The sequence below is a fragment of the Xanthomonas sp. NCPPB 2632 genome (assembly GCF_041228075.2).
GTDB lineage: Bacteria > Pseudomonadota > Gammaproteobacteria > Xanthomonadales > Rhodanobacteraceae > Luteibacter.
In genome coordinates this window covers 1,833,899-1,854,076 of sequence record NZ_CM192979.1, presented here as the reverse complement: position 1 = coordinate 1,854,076, position 20,178 = coordinate 1,833,899, and the positions used below count along the sequence as shown (strand labels likewise).

Below are 20,178 nucleotides of genomic sequence, written 5' to 3'. Positions count from 1 at the left end.
GCTGCCGGCGAAGTCGTCCTACTGCAGGTAGAAATTACCCGTCGAGGCATCGATCGGATCGCCGACGCGGGGCGCGCCCATTTTTTCCGCACAGGAAGAGCCATTCGCGTTACCGCTGGCGGTGCCGCCGCTGCCGCCGCCGGCCAGGAGGGCAGACCCTTCGCCGCCGTCGCAAGGGGCTCCGCTACCAAGGCGCTTGGCGGACGCACCGCCATATCGGGTGGCGCTAATTGTGCCGCCCTTGCAGCCCGATTGGGTCGGAGCCGCCCACGTGCCCGAGAAGCTCGACCCATCGGCCGAGACCGTCAGGGTGAGCGTCGACTTGCAGGGGTTGGTCGAACCCATCTGACTGATGAGCGTGGTGTCATTGAGCGTCAGCTGGGTGCCCGAGAGGGTGCCGGTTTGCGACCACACGAACTGATTGGACGCGCCGAGCGCGACGGTCTTGCGTGATCCGGTGATGGCGCCGGCGGCGTCCTGGTTCAGGACAAACTCCTGGGCCCATTGCGCCGCACTGGAATCCCCCGGAGCGGACAGGTTTCCATACCAGGTGCCGGTGACATTCACCGCAGGGGATGCGGCCGCACGGATGGCTGCGTTTTGCGGGCGGATCGCGTTACGCCCTGCAACCGCCGGTGGCTCGGTGCCCACCTGAGCGTGGGCGCCGGCCACGAACAAAAGCCCCAGTAGCGTCAGTCCGTGCAACCACCGGCGGGCAGTCGGCCGTTCGCTAGGCATCTTGGCCGGCAGCGCGCGAGGCGCCCCACCGAAGTTTCTACCCGACCTGTCCATGGTGCATCCCTGGTTTTTCCGCCCACGCGGAGTCGGCAGATCCTACGAATTTCCGCAGTGCTTTACTGTAGGCGCGCACCCACACACTTTCGGCAAAGATATTTCATGGATCGGCGCCCATGCCGAGCATGGCAAGCCTTCGAGACATACTCCCGAAATCACATGAGGAAACGAGGCGATCCGTCACGCACAGGGGGCACAATCCGATGAAAGGCCGCGCTCCGGACGGTCTGACGGTTCCCCTACAACAGTTCTTAAGAGGTGACCTGGCGCGGACTCAATTCGTTCGTCCACGCTGGCGTCCATCCCCTCCGTCGGCAGAGCAAAGGCTTCCCCGTCCTCCTGGCCTGCCAGATCCTTCGAAACGCCAACGCGATCCTTCACGTGACTTACCGGATGCTGGCCGCCCTAACGGGGTCCGCGGCCGCCAGGGGCGCCGTGACGGATCTTTGGAAAACGCATCGGCACTGCCTGCCGATCGCCCCTGGCCTGGCGGTTTGACGCCTCCCTGCCCCTCTGCCTCCGCACGTCATCGCGGACACCGACGGTGATGCCGATGGGGACCTCCTTCGCCCTCGACGATGCTATTCTCAGCCCGCTTTCGTTTTGAGTGTCATTTTTTTCCGCGTCATCGCGAGACAACTAGCGCGGTGAAACAAGGTGTAACGAGGTGCCCGGGCTTGATTCCGGCTACCTCCACCAGATACGGCACCTTAGTAATTGTTCTGCCTAAGGCTTTTTTAGTGCACTGGGTCTGGCTTGATATGCTTTGGGCTGGGTTTGGTCACCTTTAGGTCACGGTTTAAACCTTTAGAGAATCTGCCATGGACGAACAAGCTATCGTCGCCGATTATGAACACAGGCGACCAGATTGTGAGCGATTTCTTCGCGAAATAACGCATCAGGTGGGGCACCTGATCGACGAGAGCGGGGTGTCACTGGGTGCTCCCGTTGAAGGGCGTGTCAAAACCTTAGCGTCTTTGCTAGAAAAGGTTGAGCGAAAAGAACGTACGATTGCCTCGGCAACGGACTTTCCGGACCTCGTGGGCGTGCGCATTACCCTGTTGTTCCACAGAGATCTGGAAGTAATCGATGACGTGCTCGCTACTCATTTCGAAGTCATCGAAAGAGCTGATACCGCTGATCGTCTCGAGGCCAGCCAGTTTGGCTACCAGTCTCTGCACTTTATATTGAAGGTGAGACCAGAGTGGGCCTCATTGCCGAGCTTCCGCCGCCTTAGCGACTACGTCTTTGAGGTTCAGTTACGAACGCTGGCTCAGCATATATGGGCAGTCGCGTCTCACAAGCTTCAATACAAGCGTGAAGCAAGCGTTCCGCTTCCACTCCGCCGTTCGATAAGTAGGGCTTCCGCTTTGCTAGAGATGGTAGATCTCGAGTTTGACCGCGTATTGAACGAGCGCGAAAAATATGTGACTGAGCCGAACACCGAAGATGCTTTGCTCAATGTGGACTTGTTGGCAGCCACCTTGGACGCCATCTTCCCAGCTAAAAATAAGGACGCCGAAAGAGAGAAATATGACGAAATGCTGAAGGAACTGGGCGACAAAAATATTATTAAAGTGGCTGATCTAAAAAAACTCGTGAGTGAGACCTGGCCCAAAGTCAAAGCAGAAGAAGAAATTCGAGTAGCCAAGGCGCTCGCCTTGTTTGAGTCTATGCCCATGAGCGACGAGGTTAGGTCGCGGCGACTCGCTAGGAACGCCGACGGAGTTTTCTTCACGCATACCGGTCTCCTTCGGAACGCGATGAAGGTAAAGTGGCCGATTAAAAAGGAATCGTCAAAAGCAATTGTTCGTCGCCCAGTCAGTCCAAAAAGCGATTAGCAATCTGCAAGCAGCCCGAGGCGAGTCTCACAAACGATCATCAGCTCCCTTTGGCTTGCGAGGCCTGAGCGAGCTATACGATGACCCGCCCCCACCCGACGCCAGCCGGTTGTGTCGGGTGCGTGATGCCTCAGTAATCTCTCCACGAACGACCGGGCACGGGCCTGGCTCTCTGCATGAGCGTAGTGGTCAGATTCCGCTGAACCTTCGGGCAGAACCTTCGCTAGTCACCTTCCATCCGGAAAAGCGATGGTCGTCACGTACCCGACAATCGCCTCGTCGATGATCGTGAAGAACGGTGCACCGAGCGTGGAGGGGGTGGACCATTGGAAGGTGGGCATGGCGGCGACGTCCCCCCAAATTTGAGTAGCGCCCCGGTTTCGAGTTCAATCCCCCACAAGAAGGAGATTGGACGTGAAGAAGCGTTTTTCCGAAGAGCAGATCATCGGCTTCCTGCGCGAGGCCGAGGCAGGCATGCCGGTCAAGGACCTATGTCGCAAGCACGGCTTCAGTGAAGCCTCTTACTACCTGTGGCGAAGCAAGTTCGGCGGCATGAGCGTGCCCGAGGCCAAGCGGCTGAAGGACCTGGAGTCGGAGAACGGACGCCTTAAAAAGCTGCTTGCCGAGCAGCTTCTGGAGAACGAGGTCATCAAGGAAGCTCTGCGAAAAAAATGGTGAGCGCACCGGACCGGCGCGAGCTGGTGCGCTATCTGATCGGCCAGGAACTGAGTGAGCGCCGGTCGCTGGCGATCGCCGGCATGAGCGCAAGCGCTTACCGATACGAACCGCGGCCCGACCCCAACGTCGATCTGCGCGAGATGATCTGCGCGCTGGCCAATCGCCATAAACGCTACGGCGTCGGCATGATCTACCTGAAGCTCCGCCAGGCCGGTCAGATGGTCAATTACAAACGAGTCGAGCGCCTGTACCAGGAGGCGAACCTGCAGGTGCGCCGACGGAAACGGAAAAAGGTGCCTCCGACCGACAGGCAGCCACTGCTCCGGCCCGCGGCCGCAAACGAGGTCTGGTCCATCGATTTCGTCTTCGATCGCACCGCCGAAGGGCGCGTATTGAAGTGCCTGACGATCGTCGATGACGCTACGCATGAGGCAGTCGCCATCGAGATCGAGCGGGCGATCTCAGGCATCGGCGTAACGCGCGTCATGGACCGCCTGGCCGTCACTCGGGGCCTGCCGAAAATCATTCGCAGCGACAACGGAAAGGAGTTCTGTGGCAAGGCCATGGTCGCATGGGCACACGAGCGCGGCGTGCAGCTGCGCCTGATCGAGCCTGGCAAGCCGAATCAGAACGCCTACATCGAATCATTCAACGGAAGGCTTCGCGATGAGTGTCTCAACGAACACTGGTTTCCCAGCCTGCTGCATGCCCGAACCGAGATCGAAAACTGGCGACGGGAATACAACGAAGAGCGACCGAAGAAGGCACTCGGCGGGCTGACTCCCGCCGCTTACGCGAAACAGTTACATTAACCCCGGACTCAAATCGGACCGCTACTGAAGGCGGGGGGACGTCGCCGATGCCCGAGATCGCTCGTTCGACCTCAATAGCGACGGCCTCGTGCGTCGCATCGTCGACGATCGTCAGGCATTTGATGACGCGGCCCTCGGCGGTGCGATCAAACACGAAATCAATCGACCAGACTTCGTTCGCAGCCGCCGCGAAGCAGTGGCTGCCTTTCGGCCGGTGGGACTTTCTTTCGTTTGCGCCGCCGCACCTGGAGGCTGGCCTCTTGATACAAGCGCTCGACCCGCTTGTAATTCACCGCGTGCCCGGCCTGGCGAAGCTTCAGATAGATCATGCCCACGCCATAGCGTTTATGGCGATTCGCCAGCGCGCAGATCACCTCGCGGGGTTCGACGTTACGGTCGGGACGTGGCTCGTAGCGGTAGGCGCTTGCGCTCATGTCGGCAATCGCCAGCGAACGACGCTCGCTCAGTTCCCGGCCGACCAGATAGCGCACCAGCTCACGCCGGTCCGGTGCGCTCACCATTTTTTTCGCAGAGCGTCTTTAATAACCTCATTTTCCAGAAGCTGCTCGGCCAGCAGCTTCTTCAGTCGGCCGTTCTCGGTCTCAAGGTCCTTCAGCCGCTTGGCCTCCGGCACGCTCATGCCACCGAACTTGCTCCGCCACAGGTAATACGAGGCCATGCCGGCCTCGACCTCACGCAGGAAGCCAATGATCTGTTCTTAGGAAAAGCGCTTCTTCACGTCCAATCTCCTTCTCGTGGGGGATTGGACTCGAAACCGGGCCGCTACTCAAATCCGGGAGGACGTCGGTTGAAGCACACGTCTCGCTCGGTGGAAGGTGATCAGAGGTCAGCATCGCAAGCCGGTAATTCGTTACCCCAGGTAGGGTCAACGCATGGCAACGCGATCGGTCTGATGCCTACAGAACCCTGCTATGTGTTACTTCTTTTGCTCGTTCGATAGCCAAGTAAGTAAGTCCTGAATGGTATCAAGCGGTGGCGGACTATTTGCTGTTTTTTTTCGAATTAAGTCTTCGACCGCATCCTGCGCACCACCTAACTGCCAGCTGTCAACCTTGAAAATCTCGGTGAATCTATCCGAAGGCCTGAGCTGACCGGGGCGGATGCCGATTTGCTCTGCAATCGTTTGAAAAACGTCTTCGAACAGGGGGCGCGGTACGTTCGGGTTCGACATTGCCCTTAAATGTTCCAGGTCGGCATCTTCCCGCATCCCAAATAGTTTGGTTCGCGAGCGTCGCCTTAGATACACGATCAAGGCTGCCAGCGCGACAAAAGGAACAACAACTGCGGCCCACGTAAACGTCATGGCGAGCTCTCAGGAATTGCGTAAATGAAGCCTTCAAGAATGATAGTCGCATCGTAGAAGCCTATTCCTACGGTAGCAACGCCAATTACCGCTGCGCCGGGCCTTACCGTCGGAGAGTTTGCACCGGGCAGGCCAAAGCCACGGGGTACGCTGGTCAGCGGATTTTTTGATCCGAGGAGTGCAGGCCGCCCTGCTGTCGCCGGTGCCAGAGATTTAGGCCAAACGCCTCCGACCAGACCGGCCGCATACGGTCCCACATCAATAACATGGTCGGCGGTCCAGTCAATGTATCGGTCGCGATAACGGCCCCAGTACCCATAGGATGGTCCGGACGGTTGCATACACCCAAGGCTTTCCCCGATGGCTGAGGATGCCTTGGTCGTTGAGCTGGTTGGCGATGGCCGTGCAGCCTTGGCCTTGCAGGTATCGGTCGAACATCCAGCGGACGGTCCGCACTTCCTCCGGCGGTCCGGGTATCAAGACGATGCGGTCGGTCGCGAGGCTTTTCCTGTCCCCGTCGGCCAGGACCATTTTCGCTTCCCCGTCCGGCCCGACGAGTAGCCGCCGCAGCCCATAGCCGGCGATGGCGCCCTGGCGGTAGCCCAATTGCGCGAGATGGCGCTGCCCGGCCGCCGTCTTTGCCGAGAGCTCCCGGCTGTACTCCGCCGCCATCGCCCGCTTGAGGCCCTTGAACACCATGGAAAACGGACTGCCGTCGTTGTCGAAGGGTTCGGCGACGTAGAGCACACGCACCCCACCCTGCCAGCAGACGAACTCGTAAAACGCCGCTTCATCGATGTTCTGGAAGCGCCCCCAGCGACTGACATCGAGGACGAGCACACCGGTGAACCCATGGCGCCCGCCCCGGACGTCGGCCATCAGGGACAACAGGCCTGGCCGGCGCTCAATCGTCAGGCCGCTGCGTCCCTCGTCCCGGTAGACCCGCACGATGTGCATGCCGTGGAGCGCGGCGTAGGCGTTGATGGACGCGGTCTGGTTTTCGATGGAGTACCGCTGCATGTCGGTCGACATGCGCATGTAGGCGGCGACCCGGACCGGGAGGGGAGATGACGGAGACGGGGCAAACGGCATGGGCGCACACCACGGGGGCGGCGGCGTGTGCCGTCATCCCTACGCTAGGCCCTTTCCATCCATGGGGAAACGGGCTTGGACAGGCCGTAAGGTGGCGTGCGTCTCAAAATGGGCATGCGGGGTTGAAGCCCGTTGGAAAACCATCGCCACCCGGGCTCGAAAGTGAAGCGGCGTCCAGGGGGACGTTGGCGGCGAACGCGCCGCGTCCATGCATGAGAGTCCCTCTTGTCCTTAGCCAGTCCGTTCCAGTGGAGCAGGAAGGACTGGGCCAGGTCACATGCCCGTTAGGTGCCTTGAGCCGGAAGAACCGCCCTGGAAAAAACACGGTGGGCCACGTAACTGCAAGCAAATCCCGTGATGAGCATCGACGGGACGATAAACCACCACGTCTTCAGCAAAAACAGTGCGTCTGCCGATGAACGTACAAACGTCAGCAGTACACCCAAGGGAAGAGGCACCACCGCCAGCGTTCCGGCAGGCACGAGGGCGGGTGAAAAGAGAAGCGCGCCCAAGGCAACAAACGCCAACCGCCTGCGACGGCTGAACCCCGGCGTTTTCTGCACTGAGAAAAAAATGAATGCCAACACGCTGATGCCAACCACGAGCTCCACGATGGCAATACAACCAAGAGTCAACGCGGCGGAAAGCATTGGCATAGCCCTATGCAGAGATTTCCAGAGGCCATCGCTCGCACCATGTCCGGCACTCGAAGGCCAAGGTCAAATCATTTCCCCCAGCGCAGGCAAGCTTCAATCGTGAACGTCGTCAGAAGATTGGCGCGTCGCAAACATGAACCATGGATGCCAATCCGGGACTGACGCTTCTTGCATCACGCGACACAAGAAAGCCATGAGCCCTCTTAGCGCGCTTGTGGCGGCGAACGCTCATGGTCCCTGCAGGGCAATCCCATCGGTCCATAGCCTACCCGTTCCAGTGCGACATGGATGGCGTCGGCCGACATCGCCGGCTGGTCTGAGCACGGGCGTTGCTTGAGCGCGGCAAGGAGCTGGGGAATGAACGGCTTCGCCCTCGTACCGAGGAAACCCAGTGCGCCGGCAGCCTCACGTCTGACGATGTCATCGTCTTCCGTCAAAAGCCCTGCCAATATCGACATGTCGTTATCGCTTACCTCACTCGGGTTTTTCCTCACCCATTCTGAAAGTGCTATCGCCGCGTCGGCACGGTTCCTGCGAACGGTCGCAGCCTTGATGACATCGGCGGAGCGGCTTACGTGAGAGGGCGCTTGCGCTGTCTCAACCGACACCTGACCGACCGATTGCGCTGAGACAGGAAGACTCGAAGCAAGCATGAGAAAAAGCGCTGTTACGAGCACCATGGGCCGGAACCAGCGCTCCAGCGTGCATATGCGTTCTGCAGACATCTCACTTTCCTCCACTGGACGGCGGCTGGAACGTACGCGTCACCGTATTCGAGCCTGGACAACCAAAAATGTCAGCATCACCGGGTTTGCTCAACAAGTCATGTGCATAGCGGACGCGACCATAATCGTAGGAGTCAGGTAGCGTCAATCCGTCGTAATAGGTTGCACTGGCTGTCAGTGATTTCCAGCCCCCAAAATCATCGTCTTTACCAGCTCTTTGGGAACTCATTGTTATCACGTCACCTGTTCCGAGCTGCCACGCCTCTGAATATACAACTGTCTGACCGCTTGGCAGGACGCCCGAGATGGTCTGAACAATGTAACCGCCACTCTTGGATGGCTCGGACAACTTCCATTGGATTACCCAACTCGGCGAGTTGCTTCCCCCGTCAATCGTGCGATATCCCAAGTGCTGGTCGAGGCCAAGGATGTCGGCCCATGTGAGGGGGTTTCCGCCCACATAGCCATAGGTGCTGGCACCACCCGCAAGACCAATCGGGTCGCTCTGCATGTACCGGCCAGTTGCCGCATCAAAGCTGCGGTTGATGTTGTATTTCAGTCCCGCTTCACTATCCGCGTACTGGCCTGGCAGGCGCAGGTTGAGCACATAGCCAGTCGTCGACGTTGCACGGTTTTCACCGAACGGATTGAGTGCATAAGGCCAGGTCCAGACGACAGCGCCGGCTGCCGACGTCACCGCGCGCGGCGAACCGAGCCCATCGGCGGTGACGAAACCCAGCGTCGACCCATCGGCGACCGCAAGCGGCAGGCCGTCCACCGCGATGTAATCGCGCCGGGTCGACCCCGAAGCCTCGGACACCAGTTGACTGCCAGTGTCATAGACAAACCGCGTCGTGGTAGACCCCACCGTCTTGGCGACCCGCTCGTCGAGTGCGTTGTAGACATAGCTGCCTGCGGTCGCGCCGACCACCTGGACGCTCGTCATGCGGCCCCGACCATTGTAGACGTAGGTGGTCGTTGTGCCGGCAGACACGTTCCCCGTGGTGCTGCCTTTGGCGTCGTAGGTGCGCGACGCCGTCCCCATGCTGGTGAGCCAGTGGGTGCCGGTCTTGTACGTGTACGCACCGGTGTAAGACCCCGGCGCCGTCTTGCTCAAACGGTCACCCGTCTGGTTGTAGGTATACGCCTCGATGACTTTCCCAGACCCGTCCTTGACCGTGGTCAGGCGGTTGAGCGCGTCGTAAACGTAGCTTGCGGTCCCTCCACCAGATTCCGAGACCCCGGTGACATTGCCGACAGCATCGAGGACAAAATGCAGTTCAAGAGCTGGCGAGACAAGGTCTGTCACCCGATAGTTGGCGTCATAGGTCCGGACCACCGACTGGTTGTTGCCAAGAACGTACTGCTGCACCGGACCGAACGGCAGCCACTTGATGCTGGAGGCAACGGTCAGTGCGGACCCGCCGGGCGTCGGGGTATAGGTCACGCCGGTGACCTGCCCCAGACTGTCGCGTTCATAGGCCACGACGGCGCCACCAGGGCGTGTCTCGCTCAGGATGCGGTCAGCCTTGGAGTAGACGTAGTGGATGGTGTCGGTCACCGTCCCCTGCGTCTGGCGCTTGTCGGTCACGTTGCCCCGTCCGTCATAGCAATACGACGTTGTGACCCCCGTTTCGACCACGCGCGTCACGCGTCCGATGGGGGCCGAGGCAGTGCACCCCGTGATCGAGTTGGCCTCGTCGTAGTGATAGGCGACGTTGAGCGTAGTGTCCGTATAGGAGGCCGACGTCACACGCCCGAGCGCGTCATCGGTGTAGGTGGTCACCACGCCCTTCGCGTCCGTCTTCGTCACGCGGTTGCCCGCCGCATCGACTGTGAAGGCCGTCGCGCCCGTGTCGGGACTGTTGGTCCCGAGGAGATCACCGAGGCCATTGTGGTCGTAGAGGGTGTTGAGACCCGCCGGGTCGCTGATGCCTGCAACGTTGTCGAGCGCATCGAACGCGGTGGCCAGCTGGGTGTTAGCTGTTGCCGTGGAGGTCCCATTGAAGTCACCAACGGAACTGACCAGGCGATTGAGGCCATCGTAGCTGTTCCGGGTAGCCGTGCCCCGCGCGTCCTTGGCGCCAAGGAAGTTGCCATCGGCGTCGTAGCTGCCCGTCGCCGTCGCATCGAAGACCACGTGACCGAGGCCGTCCGTCACCGAGACCAGCTGGCCCAGCGCGTTGTAGGCACGCGACATGGACCGGCGTAGCGTGCTCGACGAATCGAAGGTTTCTTCCTTGATGGCATTGCCCGCCGCGTCGAGCGTGTATTGGATGAAACTGCGGTCCGCCCGCGAGACGTTCGTGAGGCGGTTGGCGAGGTCGTACTGGAGGTTCAGCGAGACGCCGTCGGGGTCGGTGACCTGCTGGAGCAGCCGGCGATAGCCGTAGGTCAGGGTGATCGTTGCATCCCCCGATGACGAGGTGCCATCCGCACTGGCCCGTACGATTCTCGACGCCAGCTGTCCACCCGCGTTGTAGGCAAGGTCCGTGATGACCCCATTGGGGTCCTTGATGCGCGTCGGCCGTCCACCGCCGTTGTAGGTCACGTACGTCGTGACGTGGCCTGCCTCGTCCGTGATGGTCGAGACATCGCCCATCTTGTGACACGGACCGCCGTAGACGGTGCAGCCGCTCTCGTCGGTGGTCATGTAATAGGCGAAGCGGCGCACATCGGTGATGTCCGTACGTGGTCCGTCGATGGTCAACGCAAGGCCGACCAGCGGGCAGGTGGTCGTATTCACCGCATCACACCACGTGTGGAGTATCTGGCGAATGCCTTTCGGGGCGTGGGCCTGACTGCCACAGGTGTAGTTCGCGGTCACGGACGGGTCAATCACGCACTCGGCGGTGACCTGACCCCGGGCGTTGTAGGCCCAGGCATTCTTGACCACCACATTGCCCTTGGCATTGGAGACGGCACGCGTCAGCGGCAGGCGCAAAATCGTGTCCCAGGTCGTGCTGGTGTTGCGCTGGGCATCCGTGCCGACGGCCTCAATGGTGTGGACCAGCAGCCCATTGGCGTCATAGGTCATCTGGGTTGTGTTGCCCCGGAAATCGGTCATCGACGCCGGAAATCCAAGGCTGTCGTAGGTGCGCGACTTCCAGCGCTGGCCGCAGTCCGGGCCGCACGGCGTATCAAGGCTTGTAACCCGGCCGACGCCGGCCACCGTCGATACCCCAAGGGTCACCGTGTTGCCCAGCGGATAGGTGATGGTCGGTGCAGCGCCGTCGTTATAAGTGACCTTTGTCGTGCCGACGTTGCCTGTAAACGACGAGCTTGTCGCACGCCCCTGACTGTCGTAGGTCACGCTCTCGTAATTGCCGATGGCGTCATAGATGCTGGTCACAAGGCCAGCCGGCGCGCCATCCCCAACGCTGCCGTCTTCGTTGTAGCTGTAGTACTTGACGTTCTGGCTGCCATAGGCGGCGTACAGACGCGCGGATGAATCGTTGTAATCAAAGCTCGCGGTGGTTCCATCCGGGAACTTCAAGGAGCTCAGGCGGTAGTCGGAATCGTAGCCGAAGGTAATGGCCCGTCCCTTCGAATCGGTGACGGAGGTCAGCAACACCCCGGAGACGGTGGGGGTCGAAGAAGTGGTGTAGGCAAGGGTGATGCCCTGCCCGTCCTGGCCGGCCACCGATAACAGGATGCCGCGCGTATCGTAGGTTTCCGTCTGGCGAACGCCACCGACGAAGAAGGTGTAACCCGTCACGGCGCCACTGGCGTCCTTGACCACGGTAAAGCGGTCGCCCGGCGTCGTGCCGGTCCACGTGTCACCGCTTGGCTGGAAGGTCTCTTGCTTGCCGTCCGGGCGCAGCGCGGTCACCGATGTGGCCGGCGACCCGTTGATGATGAGCGAGCGGTCGAACGAATGGCGCCAGTGGAACCCCATGTGGGCGGGTGCCATGGTCTGGCTGCTGTTGTAAAACCGGCGGAACGTCAGGTAGTCACCGCCGTCATAGTCGTCTTCCTGCAGGAAGAAGTTGCCCGTCGACGCGTCAATCGGGTCACCCACGTGTGCGGCGCCAAGCTTTTCGGCACAAGACGAGCCGTCCGCATTGCCGGACGCGCCACCACCACTGCCCGTCCCGTTCTTTGTGCTTCCCATGCCACCGTCACAGGGCGCGCCGCTGCCGAGGCCTGCCGCGCCCTGACCGCCATAGCGGCTGATACTCATGCTGCCGCCCTGGCAGGTCGGTGACGTCCATGGGCCGGAGAAGGTCGACCCGTCTGCCGAGAGCGTCATGGTCAGCGTGATGAGACAGGGCGAACTGCTCGGGTCGCCCTGTGCAAGGATGGCCTGGTCGGCAATCGTCAACGTGCTGCCGGACACCGTGCCGGAGACTGACGTCTTGAACCATTTCTGGCCGCTGCCACCGGGAACGGTCAGGCGCGTGCCGGTGACGTCCCGCTGGCGTCCTGCGTGAGCGTGACCTCTTCGGTCCAGGCATCTGCCACCGAATCGTAGGGTGACTGCAGGTTACCGTGCCAGACGCCGGTAACGTCGGTTGCAGGTGCCGCTGCAGGCTGCGCAACGTTTGCCTTGGCAGACGCGGCAACGACACTCCTGGTCTGTCCAGGTCGCCCCATCTGGGCTGTTGCGCTCTGCCAGGGCGCCATGGCGATGCCAACGGCAACAAGCACGGCACACGCTTTCGCGAAAAGCCCATTCCCAAACTCATGCCGAGTGAGCATGGCCGCATCCCTACGCTTGAAAGGTGCGCGAAGGGTACCGGCTTTGAGGTGACAAATGTTCGGCCGTGAAGTTGTAGGGGTTTTCCTACAAACCTCCAAAACGACAATGCGTAAGCTCTACCGCTTGTCCGTGCGTCAAGTACGTTTTTTAGTTTGTGCAACCATTTACCGTCGAACTGCGACCCCGCCTGTGGATTTGTTCGCCGCACCGTGCCGGGTCGTCAGCCGCTGCGCGTCGTGAATTCTGTGAAGCTGGTCACAAAAGTGGCGTGCTCTCAAAATGGGCATGCGGGGTTGAAATCTGTTGGCAAAACCGCGCCCTTTCAGCCCTGCGGCCGAAAGGGTGTAGGTCTGCAACTACACACGGTCACCCACATGGCTGACACACTGTCTGCAACGCTGAAAAGCCGGCTAGGCCGGATACCGGAGGGAGCTTTCATGTCAGAGCGGAAGACGAAATTCTTGAGCATGCCGGCATCATCCTTGATGCCGTTGCCTTGAGTCAGGCAGTTCTGGACGGTGACTTGGCCGAAGCCCGATTCCGGGCAAGCCTTGTGGCCCGCCATGCCGGTGAGGCCGGACTGGCGACCGTCGCTCGCGCAGCGGCACAAGTCGTGGATGTGCTGACCCCGGCCAAGGGACTTGCTGCCGTGGGCATTGGACCGGCCATCGAGCGATTGTCCGTGGCCATCGACGAGGCGCAAGAGTTTGGCTGAATAGCACACGTGTGGGCGCGTCAACGGCATGAGCGGGTAAGCATCCGGTCACCCCGAACTCGGTACTCTTCGACCGAGGCCACTATTGGTAATGTTCCGGCCTGACCTTTTGGTTGACCCTACAGGAGTTCCCATGTCCAAGCGCCCACGCTCACGTCCCGCCCCCCGCCTTCGCACCTTGCTGGTTTTCAGTGCTGTCGCATCCCTCGGATGTGCACCGGTAAGCCACGCCGCAAACCGCCCTGCCCACTTTGACGCCAATGCATCCGTTGAACTTGGCGACGGGCTTACCTGCGTGGTCGGAAATGCCACGGATGCGGACGGCATGAATGCGCGGGCGTGGGTGACGGTCGAAGACAAGGGCACCCACAAGGTTCGTTGGGCCACCCCGGCTCCCCTTGCCAAGGGCTGGTACCAGAACCAGGCCACGCATTGCCTGAAGAACGGCAAACAGGTCCAAGCCCTCATCCAGTCTGACACCGCATCCGAGGCCGCAACCGCTCAGACATTTGTCGATGTGGCGTCCTTCGATGAGGCCACCGGTCGCTTGGTGTCGGTCGCTCCGGTCACCGCACCTGGCGTCCATGGCAAGGTGTCGCTGTCGGTCGACAAGGACAGCTCGAATTTCCGTTTGAAAGATGGGCAACCGGTCGTCACCGGCACCTGGTCGATGCTGCCCGACCGCGCAACGGACACACCGTTCACGGCCTCCCCGTCCCTTGCCCCCAAGGGAGACAAGTGATGACCAATCCCCAGCAGCAGTTCATTGCGGACATCTATCCCGCCGCGAAGAAGGTGGCCGAGGAATCGGGGACGTCACTGGAACTTATCCTTGCGCAAACGGCCCAGGAAACTGGCTGGGGGCAAAAGACCCTTGAAGGCACAAACAACCTGTTCAACGTCAAGGCAGATGCCTCCTGGCACGGTAAGACCAAGGAGTTCACGGTTCCGGAGTACGACGAAAACAAAAAGATGTACATGTCGAAAGAAAAGTTTCGGGTCTACGATTCGTATGAAGACTCGCTGCGGGACCGCCAGAAGTTCCTCGAAGACCAGCCCCGTTATGCAAAGGCCGGCTTGTTCAAGGAAGGCATCAAGGGCAACCTGGAAAGGGAAGCCGAGGCATTGGAAAAGGCCCACTACGCGACCGGCCCGAACTATGCCCGTGCCATCGTCAACGTGGCCCAAGGGCCGACGATGCGCGCTGGCATCGCCCTGGCGACCGGTGAGAAAACACCCGAGCATGGTGCCACTCCCGGCATGTTCCGTGAGAAGGACAAGGGTGCTGCCGTTGGCGCGCTCCAGACCGACCTTGCAGCCTTGGGCTTTACCGCACGGGACGGCAGCACGATTCACGCCGACCAGCACTTCGGCGCAAAGACCAAAGAAGCCGTCGAGGCCTTCCAGACCGCGCACGGACTCAAGGCCGATGGCGTGGCAGGACCCGCAACGCAAGCCGCCATCACGGAGGCCAAGGCACATGCCCAGGCTGTGCCAACCCTCCTCGATGCTCGCCATCCCGCCAACGGGATGTACGAGCAGGCGCATGCCTGCGTCGCCGGCATTGACGAGAGCCAGGGTCGCGCGTCTGGTCCGCACACGCAGAACTTCGCCGGCACCCTCACAACCTCCGCTCTGGCGTCGGGCATGCAGCGCATCGACCACGTCGTCTTGAGTGACGATGCAAGCAGGGCATGGGCTGTCCAGGGACAGCTCAACTCTCCGTTCAAGCAGCTGGCCGAGGTCAATGTGATGCAGGCCATCCAGACTCCGCTGGCGCAAAGCAGTCAGGAGGCGGCCGTGCATGTGCAAAACAATGCCCAGCAGCAGGTGCAGGCCCAGCAACAGCAGCAAGGCCAGCAGCAGGACCAGGCGCAGCAGGCGGCCGGTCCTTCAATGGTCAGGTGACAGCGTGGGCCGGACCGGCGTTGCTGGCTCCGCCCTCCTTGGCAGCCCTCGGCGATTCCAATGGCGATGCCGCTGCACGCACCCATACTGACCAGCTCCAGCAGTCATCGCGTCACTTGAGACGGCACTGGGCGTGGGCCGTCAGGCGACGCTGGTTTCTTCCTTCGTCTTGGCTTCTTCCTTGCCGGGCTCGGGCGGAGGAAAGTGATACCATGCCTCGTGGGGTGAGGAACGCTTGCAGGACAGACACTTCGTCTTCGACCAGAAATGGCCACATCCCGGACAGCACCCAGCCGTCCAGAACGTGTTCCAGACGGTGAGGCATCCCGAACCTGGCTCACCCGGCGCGCACACCCAGCGACTTTCAGCCTTCGGCTCCCACTCGCAGAGCGGGCAATGAATGTGGGCTTCCTGGGTCATCCCCTACTCTCCTTCTATCAATGGGGACCATGTCAGTGATGGGGCGCATTTGAGACGCTCCGAGCGTAGATCGACCTGCGGTAGCCTGGCCCCTTACCCGCCCTGCACGCTCGCGGGCGGACGAGGATGCCCTGAATTGGTGAGGCCCCCCGACATGGAATCGTCGACGGTCGGGATGCTCTTTTTCGTCATGCCTGGGACTTCGAGAAAGTCCGCCCGTCATCATCGGCGGCAGCCGACTCACGACTGAGCTAATCATCACGGTAGGTCCCGCTGGGCGGGTCCTACCGCGAACGGGGGGATAACTCGATATTGACGCCACTGGCTTTCACCACCTGCAAGGTGACGTCACTTGCTGGGTTGTACTCCAGGTGCAGCGTGGTGCTGTTCACCCATGTCACCGTGACCGGTCCTCCAATCAACTCACTCACGTCACTATGAGAGAGGCCAAGGATATCGCCCCCCGCATCATCGTCTCTTTGGCTGAGCTTGACCTCGGTGTAAAGGGCCGCATTGCCAGGGCCGCTTTGCTGCGTTGTCGCCGCATTTACCTGGTAATGGCCGTCAGGCGACTTAACGTGTGCTTGCCATATCACCGCCCGGTCGCTCTCGCAACCGCACAGTGCCAAGAGACTCGCCGCCAGAAACGTGGCGACCGAGACACGGCAGATCCTGAAGGCACCCCGCCAGAACAGTCTGACAGTCCACGACGAGTCACTGCCCTGCTTTTGTCGCTGCACCTTCCGGATGCCCGATGGCACCGTTCGGGCAGGGATTTCCGGAAAGCTTGCTGTAGGTGGCATTGCGCTGAGTACGAGTGGACGTGAAGGTCAGGTTGCCCTCACTGTCTGGCTTGAGGATGAATCCAATCGGGCCTTTACCGGGCAAAATGAGGCGGGTAAAGATTTCACCGTCGAATACATGCGCCTTGCCCCGGATATCCACGCGACAATCGATGCCCTGCATGATGTACGTGCCGTCCGCTTCAATGCCGAACGTATCGGGCGGCAACGGATCTTCATTTTTTGAGACCTTCCAGTAGCCGACCATCCAGGGCAAGACTCCTGATGCTGGAGCGGTTGTCCTAGTCGACGCGACACTTTGCGACGCAACGAGAAGAAAGATGAAGCCGACAATAGCAAGGCTTAGGAGAAACCCTTTCACACGTCACCTCAGTTCTGAATCGAACATACTTCATTTAAGCCTGAGCGCGTCTGGCCAATGAGTTCCACACTACAACCCTCTCGGACGAAACTCGCCCTTAGATTCGACGATGGATATCGTGAGCCCGGTTTGTGTTTCCAATGCAAGCAAAAGAGGCTCTTCGATATCCGGGGGTAAATCTTTAGTCCAAGCAACCGCCTTACCTTCCTTGAGGACGGCTATACGCCGGAGAGGCCTTGGTAGGCCTCGCCTCGGAAAAAGGACAGACAGAATCAGCCTCGTCCCTGTTGAAGTATCAATTCTTGTGCGTCTGCCAACCGGTTTGTCGAAAAGGGTTCGTGTAAACGTTAACCATCTTCCCTCAATTTCGACGAGCTGCCTTTCAAAGCATAGCCAAAACCCGCACACACCTGAAATTACAAGAACCCAATAAGCGTATGCCCAGCCTAGAGCAAAGCAGAGCGCGGAAGCCACAGCGAGTGACACACATGACGTTAACCGCCGGCGATGAGGAATCGAAAAAGTAAACAATCCGGGCTCCTAGAACATCGTAAACTCAATTGTGTACGGGCATTGGTGCTGTGGAAGTGCCAATGCCAACAGCCGCGTGTTCCCCCACGATATCGCCCGAGATGTGAATGTAAGCGCCACATTCGCTCTTGGTGCTGTAATAACCTGCGCCAACGTTTAGGCCGCCGAGCGGACCCAGAATCGGCAATCCAACGTTGACTTCGGTAAGACCAATCGAAGTCGCTTTCTCACCTATCATCTTCTCGACACCTACGGCACGTGCAACGTAATTCTCGTGGGTTCCGACTGCGGTGAGAACGGCGCCAATAACCCCTGCCGAAAAGCCATCCTCAGGATTGTAGCCGGCCAGCGCAACGCCCTCGCCCCCAAAGCGAACAGGCCCCGGCGTTTCTCCTTCGATGGATCCGAAAACGAATGGTTTGTTTACCTGATGAACCTGACCGCACCAAGCCGGGTTCATCATGCACGGTGAATCATCAAGGCCTAGCGGGTCGATGTGGATAAGCGGCGTTGCCGATGAGTATCCGTAGGTTGACATACCCGCAAGCAGCCCGATGGGGTCACTCTGGATATACCGCCCCGTTGCCGCATCAAAGCTGCGGTTGACGTTGTACTTCAAACCAGCTTCGCTGTCCTGATACTGGCCCGGGAATCGCAGGTTCAAGACATATCCCGTAGCGGAGACCGGCTGGCTTTCGCCGAAAGGGTTGCTCGCATACGGCCAGGCCCAAAGGGTTGCACCTGCCGGCGATGTGACTGCGCGAGGCGAGCCCAGTCCGTCGGCGGTGATGAAGCCAAGGGATGCGCCATCGGCCACCGCCAGTGGCACACCGCCCACAGCAATGTAGTCACGTGCCGTCGTCCCGCCAAGCTCGGAGAGCAACTGACTCCCCTCCCCATAGACGAAGCGGGTCGATGCCGACCCGACGGTCTTCATCACCCGCTCGCCACTTGCGTTGTAGACATAGCTGCCGACGGTGGCTCCATTTTGCTGGACCACCGTCATGCGGTTGCGCCCGTTGTACCCATACCCCCAAGCCTGTCCGGCTGCCGCACTGCCGGTCGTGTTGCCGTTGGCGTCATAGGTCCGGGAAGCCGCGCCGATGGACGTCAGCCAGTGAGTGCCCGCCTGGTAGCCATAGGTGCCAGTTGCCGTGCCCGGTGCGGCCTTGCTGAGGCGATCCCCGGTCAGGTTGTAGGTGTAGGTCTCCACCGGGGTCCCCGTCGCGTCCTGGACAGCGGTCAGCCGGTAGAGGGGGTCGTAGAGATACTTGGCGGTACTGCCACCCGACTCGCTCACACCCGTGATGTTCCCCATCTCGTCGAGGCTGAAATGCAGTTCCAGCGCGGGGGAAACGATGTCGGTGACGCGGTAGTTGCTGTCGTAGGTGCGGGCAACAGTTTGCCCATTTCCGAGGGTATAGCTCTGGATGGGCCCAAACGGCAGCCACGTTACACTGCTTGCAACGACCTGCTCAGCGCCGCCCGAGGGCGTCACCCAGACACCGCTGACCTGCCCGAGTGTGTCGTAACCGTAGCGGACCACCGCTCCGCCCGGGCGCGTCTCAGTGAGAAGACGGTTCGCGGCCGTGTAGGTGTAGCCGAGGGTGTCGGTGACCGCCCCCTGTGCCTGCCTTTTTTGGATAACGTTGCCGCGCTTGTCGTAGCAATAGGTGGTGGTCACCCCCTGCTCCACAATCCGGGTCAGGTGGCCGATGGGCGCAGACGCGGCACAAGCCGTGACCGTGTTCGCCTCGTCGTAGTGGTAAGCCACATTGAGCGTCGCGTCACTGTAAGACGCCGACAGCGGCCGGTTCAGCGCGTCGTAGGTGTACGTCGTGACCACGCCCTTGGCGTCTGTCCGGGTCAGTCGGTTGCCGGCGGCGTCCACCGTGAACGTCGTGGTACCGGTATCGGGGCTATGGACGCCGGTCAGGTCACCGAGGCCGTTGTGGTCGTAGAGGGTATTGAGACTCGACGGGTCGCTGACGGCCTCGAGATTGTCGCTTGCATCAAACGACGACACCGTCTGCGCATTGGCGGACGTATCCGTCCCGTTGTAGTTGTCGATGGTGCTGACCAGGCGGTTGAGCGCATCGTAGCTCTGCTTGCGCTGGACGCCCTTGGCGTCTGCGCTGTGAACCGGGTGACCTTCGGCGTCGTAACCATCGGTCGTGTCGAAGGCAAGGACGGTGCGATTCAGCGCATCGACCACCGTGAGCAACTGGCTCAGGCTGTTGAAGGTACGGGACACCGAACGCTTGAGGTTCCCCGCCGAATCGAATGTCTCCTCCTTCGTCCGGTTGCCGGCGGCGTCCAGGGTGTAGTGGACGCGGTTCCCAGCACCGTCCGTGATGTCAGTCAGCCGGCTGGCATCATCAAACGTGTATTTGAGCACCACACCGTCAGCATCGGTCGTCTGGACCACATTGCCGACCGCGTCATAGGTCAGGCTCATGGTGGCGGGCGTGCCGGTCGCATCACGCACCGTCGTCGCCAACCAGCCTTCGGGGGTGTAGGTCATGGTCGTGGCCACGCCGTTGGCGTCGACCGCCTGCCCCGGGTTCCCGTAGGTGTCGTAGGCACTGTACGTCGTCACGTGGCCCAACGCATCGGTGAGAGTGGCCAGACGACCCTGCGCGTCGTAGGTGTATTTGGTGATGTCGGACACATCCGTTCGGGGGCCATCAATGCTCGCCACCAGGCCCTTGGTGTTGTACGTGACGGTCGAAACGCGGTCAGCGGTCGCGGCGTGGCTCATGGCCGCGCACAGCGCGAGAGCGAGTGGGGTCCAGCGCAGTCCTTTCATCATGTT

Annotated in this window: 17 protein-coding genes and 1 pseudogene; 6 read left to right on the top strand and 12 right to left on the bottom strand. The window is 60.6% G+C overall.

Annotated elements, in window-relative coordinates:
- Positions 1-18: 18 nt before the first annotated feature.
- A complete protein-coding gene (locus tag AB8808_RS08470) occupies positions 19-672 on the bottom strand; it encodes a hypothetical protein (protein ID WP_369928448.1) in 654 nt (217 codons plus the stop codon).
- 381 nt (positions 673-1,053) lie between these two features.
- On the opposite strand from AB8808_RS08470, the gene AB8808_RS08465 reads away from it, so the two are divergent.
- From AB8808_RS08465 to AB8808_RS08455, 3 genes are all read left to right on the top strand, one after another.
- Positions 1,054-1,293, top strand: a complete 240-nt coding sequence (locus AB8808_RS08465; protein ID WP_506193251.1) for a DUF6988 family protein — start codon at positions 1,054-1,056, stop codon at positions 1,291-1,293.
- Positions 1,294-1,616: 323 nt separating this feature from the next.
- A complete protein-coding gene (locus AB8808_RS08460) occupies positions 1,617-2,636 on the top strand; it encodes a GTP pyrophosphokinase (RefSeq protein ID WP_369928446.1) in 1,020 nt (339 codons plus the stop codon).
- 414 nt (positions 2,637-3,050) lie between these two features.
- Positions 3,051-4,126, top strand: a protein-coding gene (locus AB8808_RS08455; RefSeq protein ID WP_369928443.1) for an IS3 family transposase whose coding sequence is annotated in 2 segments (ribosomal slippage) — positions 3,051-3,309 and positions 3,309-4,126 — 1,077 coding nt in all. Because the reading frame shifts where the segments join, the coding sequence is not laid out codon by codon here.
- A gap of 43 nt (positions 4,127-4,169) precedes the next feature.
- Here the strand turns inward: AB8808_RS08455 and AB8808_RS08450 are convergent.
- From AB8808_RS08450 to AB8808_RS08425, 6 genes and pseudogenes are all read right to left on the bottom strand, one after another.
- Positions 4,170-4,805 (bottom strand): annotated as a pseudogene (locus AB8808_RS08450) (IS3 family transposase); the annotation flags it as partial.
- 258 nt (positions 4,806-5,063) lie between these two features.
- Entirely contained in the window at positions 5,064-5,450 is a 387-nt protein-coding gene (locus AB8808_RS08445; protein WP_369928441.1) for a hypothetical protein, read from the bottom strand.
- Positions 5,451-5,732: 282 nt separating this feature from the next.
- Positions 5,733-6,488 (bottom strand): recombinase family protein, encoded by a 756-nt coding sequence (locus AB8808_RS08440; protein ID WP_369928439.1) that lies wholly within the window; start codon positions 6,486-6,488, stop codon positions 5,733-5,735.
- Positions 6,489-6,826: 338 nt separating this feature from the next.
- A complete protein-coding gene (locus tag AB8808_RS08435) occupies positions 6,827-7,192 on the bottom strand; it encodes a hypothetical protein (RefSeq protein ID WP_369928437.1) in 366 nt (121 codons plus the stop codon).
- Between the two features lie 209 nt (positions 7,193-7,401).
- Complete coding sequence (locus AB8808_RS08430) at positions 7,402-7,923, bottom strand: hypothetical protein (RefSeq protein ID WP_369928435.1); 522 nt, start codon at positions 7,921-7,923, stop codon at positions 7,402-7,404.
- 1 nt (position 7,924) lies between these two features.
- Positions 7,925-12,106 carry an RHS repeat-associated core domain-containing protein gene (locus AB8808_RS08425; protein ID WP_369928433.1) on the bottom strand — a complete coding sequence of 1,394 codons (4,182 nt, stop codon included), beginning with the start codon at positions 12,104-12,106 and terminating at the stop codon, positions 7,925-7,927.
- Between AB8808_RS08425 and AB8808_RS08420 the strand changes: the two genes are divergently transcribed.
- Entirely contained in the window at positions 12,105-12,356 is a 252-nt protein-coding gene (locus AB8808_RS08420) for a hypothetical protein (RefSeq protein WP_369928431.1), read from the top strand. The genes AB8808_RS08425 and AB8808_RS08420 overlap by 2 nt on opposite strands.
- 591 nt (positions 12,357-12,947) lie before the next feature.
- Here AB8808_RS08420 and AB8808_RS08415 read toward each other — a convergent pair.
- Positions 12,948-13,328 carry a hypothetical protein gene (locus AB8808_RS08415; protein ID WP_369928430.1) on the bottom strand — a complete coding sequence of 127 codons (381 nt, stop codon included), beginning with the start codon at positions 13,326-13,328 and terminating at the stop codon, positions 12,948-12,950.
- Positions 13,329-13,473: 145 nt separating this feature from the next.
- Between AB8808_RS08415 and AB8808_RS08410 the strand changes: the two genes are divergently transcribed.
- Positions 13,474-14,082, top strand: coding sequence for a hypothetical protein (locus AB8808_RS08410; RefSeq protein ID WP_369928428.1), 609 nt, complete (start codon positions 13,474-13,476; stop codon positions 14,080-14,082).
- Positions 14,082-15,248, top strand: coding sequence for an XVIPCD domain-containing protein (locus AB8808_RS08405; protein ID WP_369928426.1), 1,167 nt, complete (start codon positions 14,082-14,084; stop codon positions 15,246-15,248). Before AB8808_RS08410 ends, AB8808_RS08405 begins: the two co-directional genes overlap by 1 nt.
- 141 nt (positions 15,249-15,389) lie before the next feature.
- Here AB8808_RS08405 and AB8808_RS08400 read toward each other — a convergent pair whose 3' ends face one another.
- The 4 genes from AB8808_RS08400 to AB8808_RS08385 form a co-directional block, all read right to left on the bottom strand.
- Positions 15,390-15,668, bottom strand: a complete 279-nt coding sequence (locus tag AB8808_RS08400; protein WP_369928424.1) for a hypothetical protein — start codon at positions 15,666-15,668, stop codon at positions 15,390-15,392.
- A 284-nt stretch (positions 15,669-15,952) separates the two neighbouring features.
- Positions 15,953-16,297, bottom strand: coding sequence for a hypothetical protein (locus AB8808_RS08395; RefSeq protein WP_369928422.1), 345 nt, complete (start codon positions 16,295-16,297; stop codon positions 15,953-15,955).
- An 85-nt stretch (positions 16,298-16,382) separates the two neighbouring features.
- Positions 16,383-16,718, bottom strand: coding sequence for a hypothetical protein (locus tag AB8808_RS08390; RefSeq protein WP_369928420.1), 336 nt, complete (start codon positions 16,716-16,718; stop codon positions 16,383-16,385).
- Positions 16,719-17,388: 670 nt separating this feature from the next.
- Positions 17,389-20,175, bottom strand: coding sequence for an RHS repeat-associated core domain-containing protein (locus tag AB8808_RS08385; protein WP_369928419.1), 2,787 nt, complete (start codon positions 20,173-20,175; stop codon positions 17,389-17,391).
- Positions 20,176-20,178 lie beyond the last annotated feature (3 nt).